Origin of the sequence: Hymenobacter rubripertinctus (assembly GCF_003583925.1) — a bacterium.
Classification (GTDB): Bacteria; Bacteroidota; Bacteroidia; order Cytophagales; family Hymenobacteraceae; genus Hymenobacter; species Hymenobacter rubripertinctus.
The window spans coordinates 104,770-118,919 of record NZ_QYCN01000002.1 but is presented as its reverse complement, the minus strand read 5'-3'; the positions used below and the strand labels follow the sequence as shown (position 1 = coordinate 118,919).

General features: G+C 62.8%; 14 protein-coding genes. 11 read left to right on the top strand and 3 right to left on the bottom strand.

All coding sequences use genetic code 11. The features are described 5' to 3' along the window. The first annotated feature begins 16 nt into the window (after positions 1-16). The 3 genes from D0T11_RS01685 (at position 17) to D0T11_RS01675 (ending at position 3,852) form a co-directional block, all read left to right on the top strand. Positions 17-328, top strand: coding sequence for a hypothetical protein (locus D0T11_RS01685; RefSeq protein WP_119654048.1), 312 nt, complete (start codon positions 17-19; stop codon positions 326-328). Positions 329-603: 275 nt separating this feature from the next. Beyond that, positions 604-1,284, top strand: a complete 681-nt coding sequence (gene rpe, locus D0T11_RS01680; RefSeq protein WP_182888202.1) for a ribulose-phosphate 3-epimerase — start codon at positions 604-606, stop codon at positions 1,282-1,284. Between the two features lie 9 nt (positions 1,285-1,293). After that, entirely contained in the window at positions 1,294-3,852 is a 2,559-nt protein-coding gene (locus tag D0T11_RS01675; RefSeq protein ID WP_119654046.1) for a TonB-dependent receptor, read from the top strand. Positions 3,853-3,873: 21 nt separating this feature from the next. On the opposite strand, the gene D0T11_RS01670 is transcribed toward D0T11_RS01675, so the two are convergent. From D0T11_RS01670 to D0T11_RS01660, 3 genes are all read right to left on the bottom strand, one after another. Continuing rightward, positions 3,874-4,326, bottom strand: a complete 453-nt coding sequence (locus D0T11_RS01670; protein ID WP_119654045.1) for a hypothetical protein — start codon at positions 4,324-4,326, stop codon at positions 3,874-3,876. A gap of 83 nt (positions 4,327-4,409) precedes the next feature. After that, entirely contained in the window at positions 4,410-4,979 is a 570-nt protein-coding gene (locus D0T11_RS01665; protein ID WP_119654044.1) for a Crp/Fnr family transcriptional regulator, read from the bottom strand. An 89-nt stretch (positions 4,980-5,068) separates the two neighbouring features. Then, on the bottom strand, positions 5,069-6,001 hold the full coding sequence (locus D0T11_RS01660) for a DUF2911 domain-containing protein (RefSeq protein ID WP_147374474.1): 933 nt from the start codon (positions 5,999-6,001) through the stop codon (positions 5,069-5,071). Between the two features lie 562 nt (positions 6,002-6,563). On the opposite strand from D0T11_RS01660, the gene hisG reads away from it, so the two are divergent. From hisG to hisA, 8 genes are all read left to right on the top strand, one after another. After that, positions 6,564-7,415: an ATP phosphoribosyltransferase gene (hisG, locus tag D0T11_RS01655; protein WP_119654042.1), complete on the top strand. Its 852-nt coding sequence runs from the start codon at positions 6,564-6,566 to the stop codon at positions 7,413-7,415. Positions 7,416-7,500: 85 nt separating this feature from the next. Then, the gene (gene hisD / locus D0T11_RS01650) at positions 7,501-8,808 is read left to right on the top strand and encodes a histidinol dehydrogenase (protein ID WP_119654041.1); all 1,308 of its coding nucleotides are present in this window, start codon (positions 7,501-7,503) and stop codon (positions 8,806-8,808) included. Positions 8,809-8,917: 109 nt separating this feature from the next. Next, the gene (gene hisC, locus D0T11_RS01645; protein ID WP_119654040.1) at positions 8,918-9,970 is read left to right on the top strand and encodes a histidinol-phosphate transaminase; all 1,053 of its coding nucleotides are present in this window, start codon (positions 8,918-8,920) and stop codon (positions 9,968-9,970) included. Between the two features lie 60 nt (positions 9,971-10,030). Next, on the top strand, positions 10,031-10,483 hold the full coding sequence (locus D0T11_RS01640) for an AAA family ATPase (protein WP_119654039.1): 453 nt from the start codon (positions 10,031-10,033) through the stop codon (positions 10,481-10,483). Beyond that, positions 10,470-11,234, top strand: coding sequence for a tRNA(His) guanylyltransferase Thg1 family protein (locus tag D0T11_RS01635; protein ID WP_119654038.1), 765 nt, complete (start codon positions 10,470-10,472; stop codon positions 11,232-11,234). Before D0T11_RS01640 ends, D0T11_RS01635 begins: the two co-directional genes overlap by 14 nt. A 69-nt stretch (positions 11,235-11,303) precedes the next feature. Next, positions 11,304-12,416 (top strand): bifunctional histidinol-phosphatase/imidazoleglycerol-phosphate dehydratase HisB, encoded by a 1,113-nt coding sequence (hisB, locus tag D0T11_RS01630; protein ID WP_119654037.1) that lies wholly within the window; start codon positions 11,304-11,306, stop codon positions 12,414-12,416. A gap of 222 nt (positions 12,417-12,638) precedes the next feature. After that, a complete protein-coding gene (hisH, locus tag D0T11_RS01625) occupies positions 12,639-13,238 on the top strand; it encodes an imidazole glycerol phosphate synthase subunit HisH (protein WP_119654036.1) in 600 nt (199 codons plus the stop codon). 176 nt (positions 13,239-13,414) lie between these two features. Next, positions 13,415-14,131, top strand: coding sequence for a 1-(5-phosphoribosyl)-5-[(5-phosphoribosylamino)methylideneamino]imidazole-4-carboxamide isomerase (gene hisA / locus D0T11_RS01620; RefSeq protein WP_119654035.1), 717 nt, complete (start codon positions 13,415-13,417; stop codon positions 14,129-14,131). The last annotated feature ends 19 nt before the right edge of the window (positions 14,132-14,150 follow it).

Below are 14,150 nucleotides of genomic sequence, written 5' to 3'. Positions count from 1 at the left end.
TTCTTCCATGTTACAGATGATGGTCACCAAGCGCCTGGGGCGCCGCCAGTTTCACTTTACGGTGCAGGGCGCCAACTTTCACGAGGTAGTGGCCGAGCACGACCGGCTCAGCTTCCCCGACGTGGCCAAGTGCGGCCTCTGCGGCTCCGACAACCTCGACCTGACCGCCCGCGAAGCCCAGGGCAAGTTCAAGTACACCAGCCTCAAGTGCCTCGACTGCCGGGGCGACGTGACCTTCGGCAAGCGCCAGGACGACGACCAGACCGTGTTCCTGCGTAAAACCGAGGACGGCAAGCTCGATTGGCGGGCCTATGAAAAGCCCGCCTAGTTCCTGTTGGGCAGCGACCAGGGCCAGCGAAATCAGGCGACTACTAAGGCGTGGTGCCGGGGCCAACCGCAGGGTTGGAGCCGGCACCACGCTTTTTGGCGAACTGCGCTTTTCGGAGTCCGGTGAGCCTGCGGGCGACATACCAGAACGGCCGGTCAGGGCGTTGAGTAGCTCACCGGGGCTTATTTAGCCGGCCGCTACCACCAAATCGGGCGTCTGATACCTGTCAACCCATTGCTAACGCGTACTTTCGCCCTATGAACCCTACCCGCTGTATGGCTCCGCTGCTGGCGCCCTCGCTACTCTCCGCCGACTTCGGCAATCTGCAATCCGAAACCGAGCGCCTGGCCGATTCGGCGGCCGACTGGCTGCACTTCGACGTGATGGACGGGCGGTTCGTGCCCAACATCTCCTTCGGCATTCCCGTGCTCCAGGCCGTGCATCGCTACGCCAAGCAGCCCATCGATGTGCACCTGATGATTGAGGAGCCCCAGCACTACCTGAGCGCCTTCCGCGACGCCGGGGCGGCCAACATCACGGTCCACTACGAGGCCTGCACCCACCTGCACCGCGTAATTCAGCAGATCAAGCAGCTCGGCTGCCGGGCCGGGGTGGCGCTCAACCCGCACACGCCCGTGAGTTTGCTCGAAGACGTGGCCGCCGACCTGGACCTGGTGCTCATTATGTCGGTAAACCCTGGCTTCGGGGGCCAGGCCTTCATTCCGAACACCCTGCGCAAAGTGGCCCAGCTCAAGAAGCTGCTGGTCGACAGCGGCTCGGCGGCGCTGATTGAGGTGGATGGGGGCGTGACGCTCGACAACGCCGCCGCCCTGGTCGCGGCCGGGGCCGACGCGCTGGTGGCCGGCTCGTTCGTGTTCAAGGATGGTGACCCGGTGGCCACCCTGGCCCGGATGCGGGAGGAACTGGCCCCGTCCGCCCTCGAAACTCCTTATTAACCCCTGCGGATGCCCTTCTCTTTCCGCCTGAATTTTCGTTTGGGATTACGGCTGCTCGGTAGTCCGGTACCCGCCGGCGCCCTGGTGCTGCTGGCCGGAGTAGCTGCCCGGCCCGCGCTGGCCCAGGTAAGCCCGGCGGCCCGGGTACTGGTTGCGGGCGTCGTGCGCGACGCGGCCGGCCAGCCCCTGGAGCAGGTAATTGTGGGCGTGGAGGGCCAGCCGGGCGGCACCAGCACCGACGAGCGGGGCCGGTTTTCGCTGAGCGTGGCCCGGCCGCCGGGCGGCAAAGCCCCGGTGCTGGTCCTGCGCCGCCTGGGCTACCGCACCGAGCGCGTGACCCTCAGCCTGGATCAGCCTCGGGAGCTGGAACTCACGCTCCAGGAAGACAGCCGGGCCCTGGACAACGTGACGGTGCGGGGCCGCACCGATGCCACCGATACCCGCGAGCAGGTGAGCATTCTGCAACTCGAGCCGCGCACGGCCAAGGAAATTCCCTCGCCCTTCGGCGACTTCTCGGCCGTGCTCAAAACCCTGCCCGGGGTGGCCAGCACCAACGAGTTGACCAGTACCTACTCGGTGCGGGGCGGCAACTACGAGGAAAACCTGATTTACGTGAACGGCTTCGAGGTGTACCGGCCGTTTCTGGTGACTACCGCCCAGCAGGAGGGCCTGAGCTTCGTGAACCCCGATCTGGTCAACAAAATCGAGTTTTCGACCGGGGGCTGGCAGCCCAAATTCGGGGACAAGCTGTCCTCGGTGCTCAACATCGAGTACAAGCAGCCGGTGAAATTCGGGGGTTCGGCCACGGCCAGCCTGGTGGGTGGCTCGGCCCACGTGGAGGCGGCCTCGCCCAGCCAGCGGGTGAGCTACCTGGCCGGGGTGCGCTACAAGAACGCCACCTACGTTTTCAACTCGCTCCAGCAGCAGCAGGGCGGTTACAACCCCACCTTCTACGACGGGCAGAGCCTGATTACGCTGGCCCTGGGACCCAAGGACAACCTGGAGCGCACCACGGTCGGTATTTTCAACACCTTCGCCCACAATGATTTTCGTTTCAACCCCAAAAGCGGCGAAACTACCTTCAATACGGGGGCGGCCCAGGCCACGCGGCTCTATATCGGCTACGAGGGCCGGGAACGGATGCAGTACGATACCTACCAGGGCGGCCTCCGGCTGGGCCACGCGGTGCGGCCCAATCTGCGCCTGGAACTGCTCGGGGGGCTGTTGTATTCCCGCGAGTTCGAGTACCGCGACGTGGAGGCGGGCTACCAGATTGCCGAAATCAACCGCGACCCCAAAGTGGGCGCGTTCGGGGCCGACCTCAACCGCCGGGGCGTGGGCTCGTTGTTCAAGCACTCGCGCAATACGCTGGAAGCCCGCATTGCCACCCTCGAAACCCGCGGGACCTGGACGCCCGGCTACCGCAGCACGGTGCGCTGGGGAGTGAAAGCGGGCCGGGAGCGAATTCAGGATGCGCTCAACGAGTACAGCTTCGCCGACTCGGCCGACTACGTGCCCGAGGCGCGCCGCACCCGTTTGGTGTCCAACCTCGACCTGGAAAGCACCCGCACCCAGGGCTTTCTTCAGCACACCATCCGCTTCGATTCGTTGCGCACGCTCACCTACGGCGCGCGCGCCAGCTACTGGACGGTGAACCGGCAGACTACCTTCAGCCCCCGGGTGCAGTACGCCTTCACCAGCGCCCGCAACCCCCGGTTGTCGTGGAAAGCGGCCGTGGGCGTGTATCACCAGCCGCCTTTTTACCGGGAGCTGCGCTACCAAACGGGCGCGCCCCAGAGTCAGGAAGGCACGCTCAACCTCGATTTGCGGGCCCAGCGCTCGGTACACTTCATTGTGGGCAACGAGCTGCGCTTCCGCAGTTGGGACCGCCCATTCCGCTTCACCGGCGAGGCCTACTACAAGTACCTCACCGACGTGGTGCCCTACGACATCGACAACGTGCGCCTGCGCTACCAGGCCACCAACAACGCCAAGGCCTACGCCGCCGGCTTCGATGCCCGGGTGAGCGGGGAGTTCATTCCCGGCACCGAATCGTGGTTCAGCCTGGGCCTGCTCACGACCCGCGAAAACCTGGTGGGCGACTCGCTGACTACCTTTGACGCGGCTGGCAACGCCACCGGCCGGGTGCCCAAAGGCTACATCCGCCGCCCCTCGGACCAGCGCCTGAACTTCGGCATTTTCCTGCAAGATAACCTGCCCGGCAACCCCTCGGTGAAGGGCTACGTGAACCTGGTATTTGGTACCGGCCTACCCTTCAGCCCCCCCGACGCGCCCGATTTGCGGGGCACCAGCAAGCTCACCCGCGCCTACAAGCGCGCCGATCTGGGCTTTACCAAAGTGCTGGGCCTGCGCACCGAAACCGAGCGCGCTGCCGGCCGCCGCGTGCAGGTGCAGAACTTGTGGATGAGCCTGGAAATCCTCAACGTGCTGGGGGCCGATAACCTGGCCGGCTACAACTACGTGCAGGACCTGAACGGCCGCACCTACGGCGTGCCCAACTTCCTGAGCCAGCGCCTGGTCAACCTGCGCGTTATCGCGCGGTTTTAGACGATACGGGGCGCCGGAAGGTTAGCACCCGTAGCGGCAGCTGTTCAGCTGCCCCATACCGAGGTCGGCAAAAAGAGTTAGGTACCCGAACAGCAGGAGCGGGAACAGGAGGGCGGCGACAATTTTCGTGCTGACGGAAGCAGTGGACTGACGAAAAATCACGAACAGAAGTGCACTGTATGAGGGTAGGAGGCCAATAAGCAGAAACAGGTGTACCCACGCCTGCCCCTCATTGTCGTGCGTGCCGCCGCCGTATAGTTTTATCCCGGTATCATTTAGGCTGATGAATAGCACAACCATCAGCATCGCCGAAACCGGATTGGTTCGAAAGCGCCTGGTTGACACCATCAGGGTAGTAATAGACAAAATAAGTACCGGGGTCAGCATAATTCCGGTGGGGGCATGGTAATGGTCTACTATGCCATTGGCCAAGACCAGTAGGGCACAAAAGAACAAGGCCAGGGTAAGTCGCATAGGAGCAAAGTTTGAGGGGGAAACCATGCTCCAAAGGTGCGGGCCGCACCACCTGCATCCCTTGACATTTATCAAGAACGGATTTAGCCGGCGCGACGGGCGCGCAGGCGGCTCAGCGTTTCGGCAGTGATGCCCAGGTGCGAGGCCAGCAGGTGCAGCGGTACCTGCTGCACGAGGCCCGGAAAGTCGCGCAGCAGGCGGGCGTAGCGCTCGGCGGCGGGCAGCATGCGCAGATCGAGGGCGCGCTGCTCGCTGAGCACGTAGTAGCGCTCGGTGAGCACCCGACCGATGCAGTTGAACTCGGCAAACTGCCGGTACAAGCCCTGCACCTGCGCGTGGGTGAGCGACCAGAGCCGGCACTCGGCCAGCGTTTGCAGGTACTCGTGGGAGGGCTGGCGCGAAAAGAAGCTCAGAATTGAAATCACGAAGTGACCCTCCGGCATAAACCACGACGTGACCTCCTTGCCGTCCTTCAGGTAAAAGCCCCTCACCAAACCCGTTTCCAGAAAATACAGCCGCTGGGCCACGCTGCCGGGCTCCAGCAGCGCCGTGCGGGCCGGCACGGTTTCCAGCCGGGCCAGCCGGCGCAACTCGGCCTCCAGGCCCTCAGAAAGCGGATGAATAGCGCGGCAAACGGCCAGAAAAGCTTCCATGCCGCCCAAGATGCCCTACAAAAAAACAGCCGCTGCCCAAAGCAGTGGCTGTTACACAATCCTTCCGGCCCAAAGCCGTTTCTCACTTCTCAATACGCTTTTGCCTGCCACTCGGTGAGGGAGAGCCGCATGTTGGGTAGTTGGGACTTGAAAGCGGCGTCGTCCTTGTCGCCGAGCTTGATGGCTTTGCGGGCGTAGACGATGGCCGTGCCGTAATCCAGTTGCTGGGCCAGCAGGCGGGCCTTAATCCAGTTGTTGGTGGGCGCGTCGAGCAGGCGGAGCGACTCGTTAATCCAGTTGAGGGCGCGTTCGGGCTGGATGTTGTTCTGTACCAGGTAATCGGCGGCCTGGGCCAGTAATTGCCAGTCGTTGGGCTGCTGCTGGAGGGCGCGCTCCACGCCCGCCAGCACCTGCTTGTGCACTTCCACCTCGAAGGGCAGCACCAGCGTGCGCCGTTCCCAGGTCAGGTTGAGGTGGGCGCTGTTGGGCCGCACGTTGGAAAACCAGTACAACAGGCTCTCCTGAAACTGGGCCGTTTCGGGCACTACCGGCACCCGAATCACGTCGTTGCGCTGGTCGTAGCCCTCACTGCCCCAGTGGTTGACGACGCGGTTGAGCACCACTTCCCAGTCCCGGTCCTGGTGGGGCACCACGTAGAACGAATACTGGCCGGCGGGCACCGTCTGGCCCCGGAGCAGCACCGGCGTCGAGAAGCGGATGAGCGTGTTTTCGTTGGCCCCGGCCCGCCACACCTGGTCATAGGGTACGAGGCCGCCCCACACCGTGCGGCTGCGCACGGAGGGCGAATGGTACTCCACCGTCACGTCGGTCAGGCCCACGGTTTGGGCCACCACGGCGTGGGGGCTGGCTTGAGGGAGCAGCAACTCGATGCCGGTAGGCACGCCCGTAGTGGGCGGGGGCAGGGGGGCGGCGGCATCGGTGGCCTGGGCGTGGGCACTGCCGGCACCACCGAGGGCCATTAAAAAGGCAACACGAAAAGCGAACGGGCGGATACGAAGCATATGCAGGCAGGTAAGGCGGGCAAGGTAGGGGGCGAGAACGGCCGGCGCGAAAAAAAAACAGCTGCGGCCGCCAAGCCCCACCGGCCGCTTCCGAAACAATGGTGCCAAAACCGGGTTGAACCGGTACTGAAAACGTGAAGGTCCGGGTTTTAGGGTAAATTTTTCCTGAAAAAGTTTTCATCCTGACCGCCGCCGCGTACATTTGCCCCGCTACTTCGCACCCCGTATGCCTTTCTCCGCGCTTTTTCTGAGCCCCATCAGCCCCCAGGCCGCCCCCGTAACGGGCCGCCGGGCCGAGGCCAGCGCGTCTGAGACCCCGCAGCATCATCTGCATCACGGGCACCATTCCTCTTTCTAGAGGAATGAACGCATCATATCGACCCCGTTGGGCGAACCTGATTTGGTTCGCCGGCCCCCGAAAAACCGGGGGACAGGCCTGCCATTGGCCGCCTCGCAACGTCTGGGTCCCGTTTCCGCCCCAAACCCCTTCCTGAATTATCAGTTAAGAACCCGAAAACGGTCAATTCTTAATTCTTAATTCCTACTTCTTAATTAAAAAACCATGCTCCGTCTGGCTATCCAGAAATCCGGCCGCTTAAGCGAAGATTCCCTAAACCTGATCCGCGAATGCGGTATCAGCTTCCTCGCCGCTTCCAACAAGCTCAAAACCGAAGCCACCAACTTTCCCCTCGAAATCCTGTATCTGCGCGACGACGACATTCCCGGCTACGTGCAGGACGGCGTGGCCGACCTGGGCATTGTGGGCCAGAACGTGCTGGTGGAAGCCGGTTTTCCGGAGTTGGAGGTGGAGGGCCTGGGCTTCAGCAAGTGCCGCCTGAGCCTGGCCGTGCCCCGCGCCGCCGCCTACGATTCCATCCAGGACTTGCAGGGCGTGAGCATCGCCACCTCATACCCCCAGATCCTGGGCGACTACCTGCGCGAAAAGGGCGTGGAGGCGCACCTGCACACCATTAGCGGCTCGGTGGAAATTGCCCCCAGCATCGGGCTGGCCGAGGCCATCTGCGACATCGTGAGCAGCGGCTCCACGCTGCTCGGCAACGGCCTGCGCGAAGTGGAAACCGTGTTTCGCTCCGAGGCCGTGCTCATCGCCAACCAGAACCTGAACGCCGAGAAGAAGGAGCTCCTGGAGCAGTTGCAGTTCCGGATGCAGGCCGTGCGCCGCGCCCGCCGTAACAAGTACATCATCCTCAATGCGCCCGTCGCGGCCCTGGACGCAGTAAAGCAGTTGCTGCCCGGCATCAAGTCGCCCACCATTACGCCGCTGGCCGAAGAAGGCTGGGTATCGGTGCAGTCGGTAGTAAACGAGGACGACTTCTGGCACATCACCAGCCAGCTTAAAGCCGTGGGCGCCGAAGGCATCCTGGTACTCCCGATTGAGAAAATGATCAGCTAACTCAGCTGTTAGCTAGTAGCTGTTAGCTTCCAATCGGAGGCTCTCAGAACAAAAGCTACTAGCTAACAGCTTTCAGCTAACAGCTATGAAATTGATTCAATACCCTTCCCGGCCGGAGTGGGCGGCCTTGCAGCAGCGGGCGGCCCAGCAGCAGGCCCAGGACGTGGAGCAGCGCGTGCAGCAGATTTTTGAGGACGTGCGCCAGCGCGGCGACGACGCCCTGGTAGACTATGCCCGGCAATTTGACCGTGCCGATCTGGCGGCGGCCGGTAGTTTGCGCGTGAGTTCCGAAGAACTGACGGCCGCCGCGGCTCAGGTGCCGGCGGAACTCCAGACGGCTATCCGGCAGGCCCACGCCAACATTCTGCGTTTCCACCAGGCCCAGATTCCGCAGGAAGAGCTGGTGGAAACGATGCCCGGCGTGAGCTGCTGGCGACGGGCGGTGCCCGTGCAGCGGGTGGGTCTCTACATTCCGGGTGGCACCGCGCCTCTGTTTAGCACGTTGCTGATGCTGGGCGTGCCGGCCAAGCTGGCCGGCTGTCCCGAAATCGTGCTCTGCACCCCGCCGCAGACCGATGGCTCGGTGAACCCTATCATTCTGTTCACCGCCCAGCTACTCGGCATCACGACCATCGTGAAGGCCGGCGGCGCCCAGGCCGTGGCGGCGCTGAGCGGGGGTACCGAATCGGTGCCGGCCGTGGACAAGATTTTCGGTCCCGGCAACCGCTACGTGACGGCCGCCAAGCAACTGGCCACCCGCTACGGCGTGGCCATCGACATGCCGGCCGGCCCGTCGGAAGTGCTCGTCATGGCCGACGCCACGGCCAACCCGGCTTTCGTGGCCGCCGACCTGCTCAGCCAGGCCGAGCACGGCCCCGACTCGCAGGTAATTCTGCTTTCTGACTCCTTAACTATACTGGAGCAAACCAAGGCCGAGGTGGAACGCCAGCTGCGCGAGCTGCCCCGGGCTGAGGTAGCGGCCCAGGCCCTCACCGAAAGCCGCGCCATTCTGCTGCGCGATGCGCAGCAAATGCTGGCCTTCTCGAACGAGTACGCGCCGGAGCACCTGATTCTGGCCGTGCAAAACCCCGAACAGCTGGCCGAGGGCGTCACCAATGCCGGCTCGGTGTTCCTGGGCCACCTGACCCCAGAGGCAGTGGGCGACTACGCCTCGGGCACCAACCACACGCTGCCCACCAACGGCTACGCCCGCAACTACAGCGGCGTCTCGCTGGACTCGTTCTTCAAGAAAATCACCTTCCAACGCCTCACCCGCGAAGGCCTGCTCAACGTAGGTCCGGTGGTAGAAGTAATGGCCGAAGCCGAAGGCCTCCGCGCCCACGCCCGCGCCGTTACGCTTCGCCTGGAGTCGTTGGCTGAGAACGGGGAGTAGGAATGAACATAGACCGTCATGCTGCGCACCCTGGCTCAATCCGCCACATGCTCAGCATGACGGTCAACCTAAAACGAATCAGCGCAATCAGCTGCAAAATCTGTGATTTATGTTTAACCTCGATAGCCTTGTGCGGCCCAATCTGCGGGACATGAAGCCCTACTCCTCGGCCCGCGACGAATTTCAGGGCGAGGCCCAGGTCATGCTCGATGCCAACGAGAACAGCCTGGGCAGCGCCGGCCCCGAGCGGTTCAACCGCTACCCCGACCCCCAGCAGCGGGCCGTGAAGGCCGAGTTGGCCCAGCTTAAAAATGTGCAGCCGGAGCAGATTTTCCTCGGCAACGGCTCCGATGAAGCCATCGACCTGCTGGTGCGCCTCACCTGCGTGCCCGGCCACGACAGCCTGCTCATCCTGCCGCCCACCTACGGCATGTACGAAGTGGCCGCCAACCTCAATGACGTGCGCGTGGAGCGTATCCAGCTCACGCCCGACTTCCAGCTCTCGCCCGAAATCGTGGATGTAGTGGTGGCTTCGGAGGCGAAACTGGTGTGGCTCTGCTCGCCCAACAACCCCAGCGGCAACTTGCTGGACCCGGCGGCCATCGAGCAAATCCTGCGCGGGTTCCGGGGGCTGGTGGTGGTGGATGAGGCCTACGCCGACTTTGCGCCAACCCCCAGCTGGATCACCCGCCTGGCCGAATTCCCGAATCTGGTGGTGCTGCAGACCTTCTCCAAGGCCTGGGGCCTGGCCGGGCTGCGCCTGGGTATGGCCTTCGCCTCGCCGGCCATCATCGGCTACCTCAACAAAATCAAGCCGCCCTACAACATTTCCGAAGCCACCCAGCAGCACGCCCTGGCCGCCCTGCACGACGCGCCCCGCGCCGAGGAGCTGCGCCGCCAGCTGCTAACGGGCCGCGACTGGCTGGCCGAGCGCCTGCCCATGCTGCCCATCGTGGCGCAGGTGTTCCCCTCGGATGCCAACTTCCTGCTGGTCCGGTTCAAGCCCGATGCCACGGCCCTCTACAATTTCCTGGTGGCCCGCGGCATCATTGTGCGCAACCGCACCACCCAGCCCGGCTGCGTCGGCACGCTCCGCCTGACGGTGGGCACGCCGGCTGAGAACGAGCAGTTGCTGCGGGCGCTGGGGGAGTTTGCGGGGTAGCATTTGAAGGGTGGTTTTTGCTACGGCAACAAGTGAATTCTACTCCATAATATATAAGGTATGCAACTCGTGTTATTCTGCGGAATCCAGGCCACCGGAAAGTCGACGTTTTATCAGCAGCGGTTTTTCCACTCCCACGTGCGCATCAGCTTGGATTTGTTGCGCACGCGCCACAGAGAACGGCTGCTGCTGGAGTTGTGCCTGGAAACCCAGATGCAGTGTGTGGTGGACAATACCAACCCTACGCGGGTGGAGCGGGCCAGTTACCTGGCTGCGGCTCGGGCCGTGGGTTTCGAAGTGGTTGGATACTTTTTTCAGTCGGTAGCGGCGCAGGCGCTGGAGCGCAACCAGCAGCGGCCTGCGGAGCGGCAGGTACCCGATAAGGGTATCCGTGCCACCCGTAACCGGCTGGAGCTGCCCACCCGCGCTGAAGGCTTCGACCAGCTGTACTTCGTGCGGCCTTTACATAATCAGGGATTTGACGTGACCACCTGGCAGGATGAAATTCTCTAGTCTTGACGCGCGACTGCGCGTGTTTGAAACGGCCCACGACCATTGTGCGCTGCCCGGGCTCTACCTGGTAGCCCGTCTGGATGGGCGCGGGTTCACCCGGCTCACGAAAGAGATTCATCCTTTTGAAGCACCCTTCGATGCGCGGATGCGCGACTATATGGCCGAAACCACGCGCCACCTGTTGGAGTGTGGCTTTCGAATGGTGTACGGATTCACCCAAAGCGACGAAATTTTCCTGCTACTGCATCCTACCGAGAATACTTTCGGCCGCAAGCTGCGCAAATACACGTCTGTACTGGCGGGCGAAGCCTCAGCCAAATTCTCCTTGCTGCTCGGTGACTTGGGCGTATTTGACTGTCGGATTTCCCAGTTGCCCCGCCGCGAAGATGTGGTTGATTATTTCCGGTGGCGGCAGGAAGATGCGGGCCGCAACTCGCTGAATGCCCATTGCTACTGGTTGCTGCGCAAGCAGGGCCGCTCGGTGGCGGAGGCTACGGCTCAGGTGAAGGGGCAGCGTCTGGCTGCCAAGCACGATTTGCTATTTGCCCACGGCATTAATTACAATGAGTTGCCGGCTTGGCAAAAGCGGGGCCTTGGGCTTTACTGGGAACAGTACTCAAAAACCGGATTGAATCCTCATAGTCAGGAGCCGATAGAAACCCAGCGTCGCCGGCTGGCTCTCAATCTGGAATTGCCGCTGGGGGAGGCTTACGCCGATTTTATTCGTGAATTGTTGCCCCCGTCCGATTAAAAACCGGCGTTGTTTCTTTGTTAATCTTCAGGCTGCCGGGCCCACGTGCCGGCGGCATGTTTCTTCTTTATGAAAAAAGTACTCTTCATTGACCGCGACGGGACCATCCTCATCGAGCCGCCGACGGATTTCCAGGTAGACGCGCTGACGCGGGAAAAATTCCAGTTTGTGCCCGGCGCCATTTCCGGCCTCGCGCGCATTGCCCGCGAGCTGGATTACGAGCTAGTGCTGGTGAGCAACCAGGACGGCCTCGGCACCGCGAGCTTTCCGGAGGATACGTTCTGGCCGGCCCACACCATGATGCTCGACGTGCTGCGCTCGGAAGGCGTGGAGTTTGCCCGCGAGCACATCGACCGCAGCTTTCCCCACGAGAACCTGCCCACCCGCAAGCCCGGCACCGGCCTGTTGCAGCAGTACTTGGCCGAAGGCGCGTACGACCTCAAAAATTCCTTCGTGCTCGGCGACCGGCTGACCGACGTGGAACTGGCCGTAAACCTGGGCTGCCAGTCCATCCTGCTGCAGCCGGAAGGGGAGGGGCAGGACGAGCGCGCCGCCCTCACGACCATGAGCTGGGAAAAAATATACCAGTTCCTGCGCCTGCCCGCCCGCACCGCCGTGGTCCAGCGCGACACGAATGAAACCAAAATCAGCATAGCGCTCAACCTCGACGGCAACGGCCGCCCCGCTATGCACACCGGCCTGGGCTTCTTCGACCACATGCTCGACCAGCTCAGCAAGCACTCGGGCGTTGATATGAAGATTACCGTGCAGGGCGACCTGCACATCGACGAGCACCACACCATCGAGGACACGGCCATTGCCCTGGGCGAAGCCTTCACCCAGGCTCTCGGCGACAAGCGCGGCCTGGCCCGCTACGGCTTCCTGCTGCCCATGGACGACGTGCTGGCCCAGGCAGCCATCGACTTCTCGGGCCGCCCCTGGATAGTGTGGGAAGCCGACTTCAAGCGCGAGAAAATAGGGGATATGCCGACCGAGTTGTTCTACCATTTCTTCAAGAGCTTCTCCGACGCGGCCCGCTGCAACCTCAACATCAAGGCCGAGGGGCAGAACGAGCATCATAAGATTGAAGCCATTTTCAAGGCCGTTGCCAAGGCCATGAAGATGGCCCTGGTGCGCGACGCCGGCCGCATGGAAATTCCCAGCACGAAGGGCATTTTGTAGCTTACCCATATGTATAAACAAATGGGTAAGCTGGAATTGATATTCTGTATTTAGCCTGCTGAGTGTATCCGGTGATGTGCGAACAGGCAAAGTCGCTACAAGCTACGGCCAGGCTGTGTTATGGAGTGGCTCAAGGGATTAACGGCTGACAGACAGCGCACACACGTTTAACCATTTGTTTAAACAAAAGAATAAACCGCGCGTCTTTCACGATATGTTCAAATGAAAATAGCCATAGTTGATTACAAAGGCGGCAACGTACAGTCGGTGCTGTTTGCCCTGGAACGGCTGGGCGTGCAGGCCACGCTCACGGCCGACCACGACGTGCTGCGCCGGGCCGATAAGGTCCTGTTCCCGGGCGAGGGCGAGGCGGCTTCCGCTATGAAGGAGCTGCGCGCCCAGGGCCTGCACGAGTTGCTGCCCACGCTCACCCAACCCTTCCTCGGTATCTGTCTCGGCATGCAGCTGCTGGGCCGCCACACCCAGGAGGGCGGCGCGGCCGGCACCGACATGCTCGGGATTTTGCCCTTTGATGTGGTGCGCTTCCAGGCGGCCGCGCCGGAGCACAAGGTGCCGCACATGGGTTGGAACAATTTGCAGGCGTTGCGCAGTCCGCTGTTCGAGGGCCTCAGCGCCGAGGATTACGTGTATTTCGTGCACAGCTACTATGCGCCGGTGGGTAGCTACACCATTGCCGAGGCCGCCTACCCCGCGCCCTTCAGCGCCGCCGTTCAGCACGAGAACTTCTACGCCGTGCAGTTCCACACCGAAAAGAGCGGCCCGGTCGGCACGCGTATCCTGGAAAACTTTCTCAAACTGTAAGCTGCCAGCAGCCCGGCGTAGGGTGCGGGGCTTGTCCCCGCCCGCCGTCAGGGCGAAGGGTTGAATAGTCATCCGCAGGGCTAACGAGTACGTCCCGACGGCGGGCGGGGACAAGCCCCGCACCCTACGCCGGGCTACCCACCCACCATCAGCAACCGAAACCGACACAACTACGAATGGAAATTATTCCCGCCATCGACCTCATCAACGGCCAGTGCGTGCGCCTGACGGAGGGCGACTTTGCCCAGCAGACCACTTACGACTCCGACCCGCTGGCCGTGGCCCAGCGCTTCGAAGCGGCCGGCGTCAAGCGCCTGCACCTCGTCGACCTGGATGGGGCGCGGGCCAAGCAACCCGTGAACCTGCCGGTGCTCGAGCGCATTGCCCGCCACACCAATCTGCACATTGACTTCGGGGGCGGGCTGCAAAGCGAGGACGCCGTGCGCCAGGCCTTCGACGCCGGGGCCCGGCAGATTACAGCCGGCAGCATTGCCGTGCGCGAACCCGAAACCGTAGCCGGCTGGCTCCGCACCTTCGGGGCCGAGCGCATCATCATCGGGGCTGACTACCGCGACAACCACATTTCCATCAACGCCTGGGCCGAGCAGAGCGAGCGGACCCTGCGCGAGTTCGTAGAGAACTACCTGGCCACCGGGGCCACCACCTTCATCTGCACCGACGTGAGCAAGGACGGCAAGCTCCAGGGCCCGTCGCTGGCCACCTACACCGAACTGCGGGCGCAGCTGCCCGCCGCCGAGCTCATTGCCAGCGGCGGCGTTACGACCATTGCCGATGTGGAGGCGCTGGCTGCCATCGGCATGCACGGCGCCATCATCGGCAAGGCCATTTACGAAGGCACCATTACGCTGGAGCAGCTGCAGCCCTGGCTGTAGGCGTTGGTTTTTGGTGGGT

Bases quoted from the DNA above. Each gene is read 5' to 3' on its own strand.
- hisH (WP_119654036.1), top strand. From the start codon at position 12,639: ATGAAAATAGCCATAGTTGATTACAAAGGCGGCAACGTACAGTCGGTG.
- hisC (WP_119654040.1), top strand. From the start codon at position 8,918: ATGTTTAACCTCGATAGCCTTGTGCGGCCCAATCTGCGGGACATGAAG.
- D0T11_RS01685 (WP_119654048.1), top strand. From the start codon at position 17: ATGATGGTCACCAAGCGCCTGGGGCGCCGCCAGTTTCACTTTACGGTG.
- hisG (WP_119654042.1), top strand. From the start codon at position 6,564: ATGCTCCGTCTGGCTATCCAGAAATCCGGCCGCTTAAGCGAAGATTCC.
- D0T11_RS01660 (WP_147374474.1), bottom strand. From the start codon at position 6,001: ATGCTTCGTATCCGCCCGTTCGCTTTTCGTGTTGCCTTTTTAATGGCC.
- D0T11_RS01635 (WP_119654038.1), top strand. From the start codon at position 10,470: ATGAAATTCTCTAGTCTTGACGCGCGACTGCGCGTGTTTGAAACGGCC.
- D0T11_RS01670 (WP_119654045.1), bottom strand. From the start codon at position 4,326: ATGCGACTTACCCTGGCCTTGTTCTTTTGTGCCCTACTGGTCTTGGCC.
- D0T11_RS01640 (WP_119654039.1), top strand. From the start codon at position 10,031: ATGCAACTCGTGTTATTCTGCGGAATCCAGGCCACCGGAAAGTCGACG.
- D0T11_RS01675 (WP_119654046.1), top strand. From the start codon at position 1,294: ATGCCCTTCTCTTTCCGCCTGAATTTTCGTTTGGGATTACGGCTGCTC.
- D0T11_RS01665 (WP_119654044.1), bottom strand. From the start codon at position 4,979: ATGGAAGCTTTTCTGGCCGTTTGCCGCGCTATTCATCCGCTTTCTGAG.
- hisA (WP_119654035.1), top strand. From the start codon at position 13,415: ATGGAAATTATTCCCGCCATCGACCTCATCAACGGCCAGTGCGTGCGC.
- hisD (WP_119654041.1), top strand. From the start codon at position 7,501: ATGAAATTGATTCAATACCCTTCCCGGCCGGAGTGGGCGGCCTTGCAG.
- hisB (WP_119654037.1), top strand. From the start codon at position 11,304: ATGAAAAAAGTACTCTTCATTGACCGCGACGGGACCATCCTCATCGAG.
- rpe (WP_182888202.1), top strand. From the start codon at position 604: ATGGCTCCGCTGCTGGCGCCCTCGCTACTCTCCGCCGACTTCGGCAAT.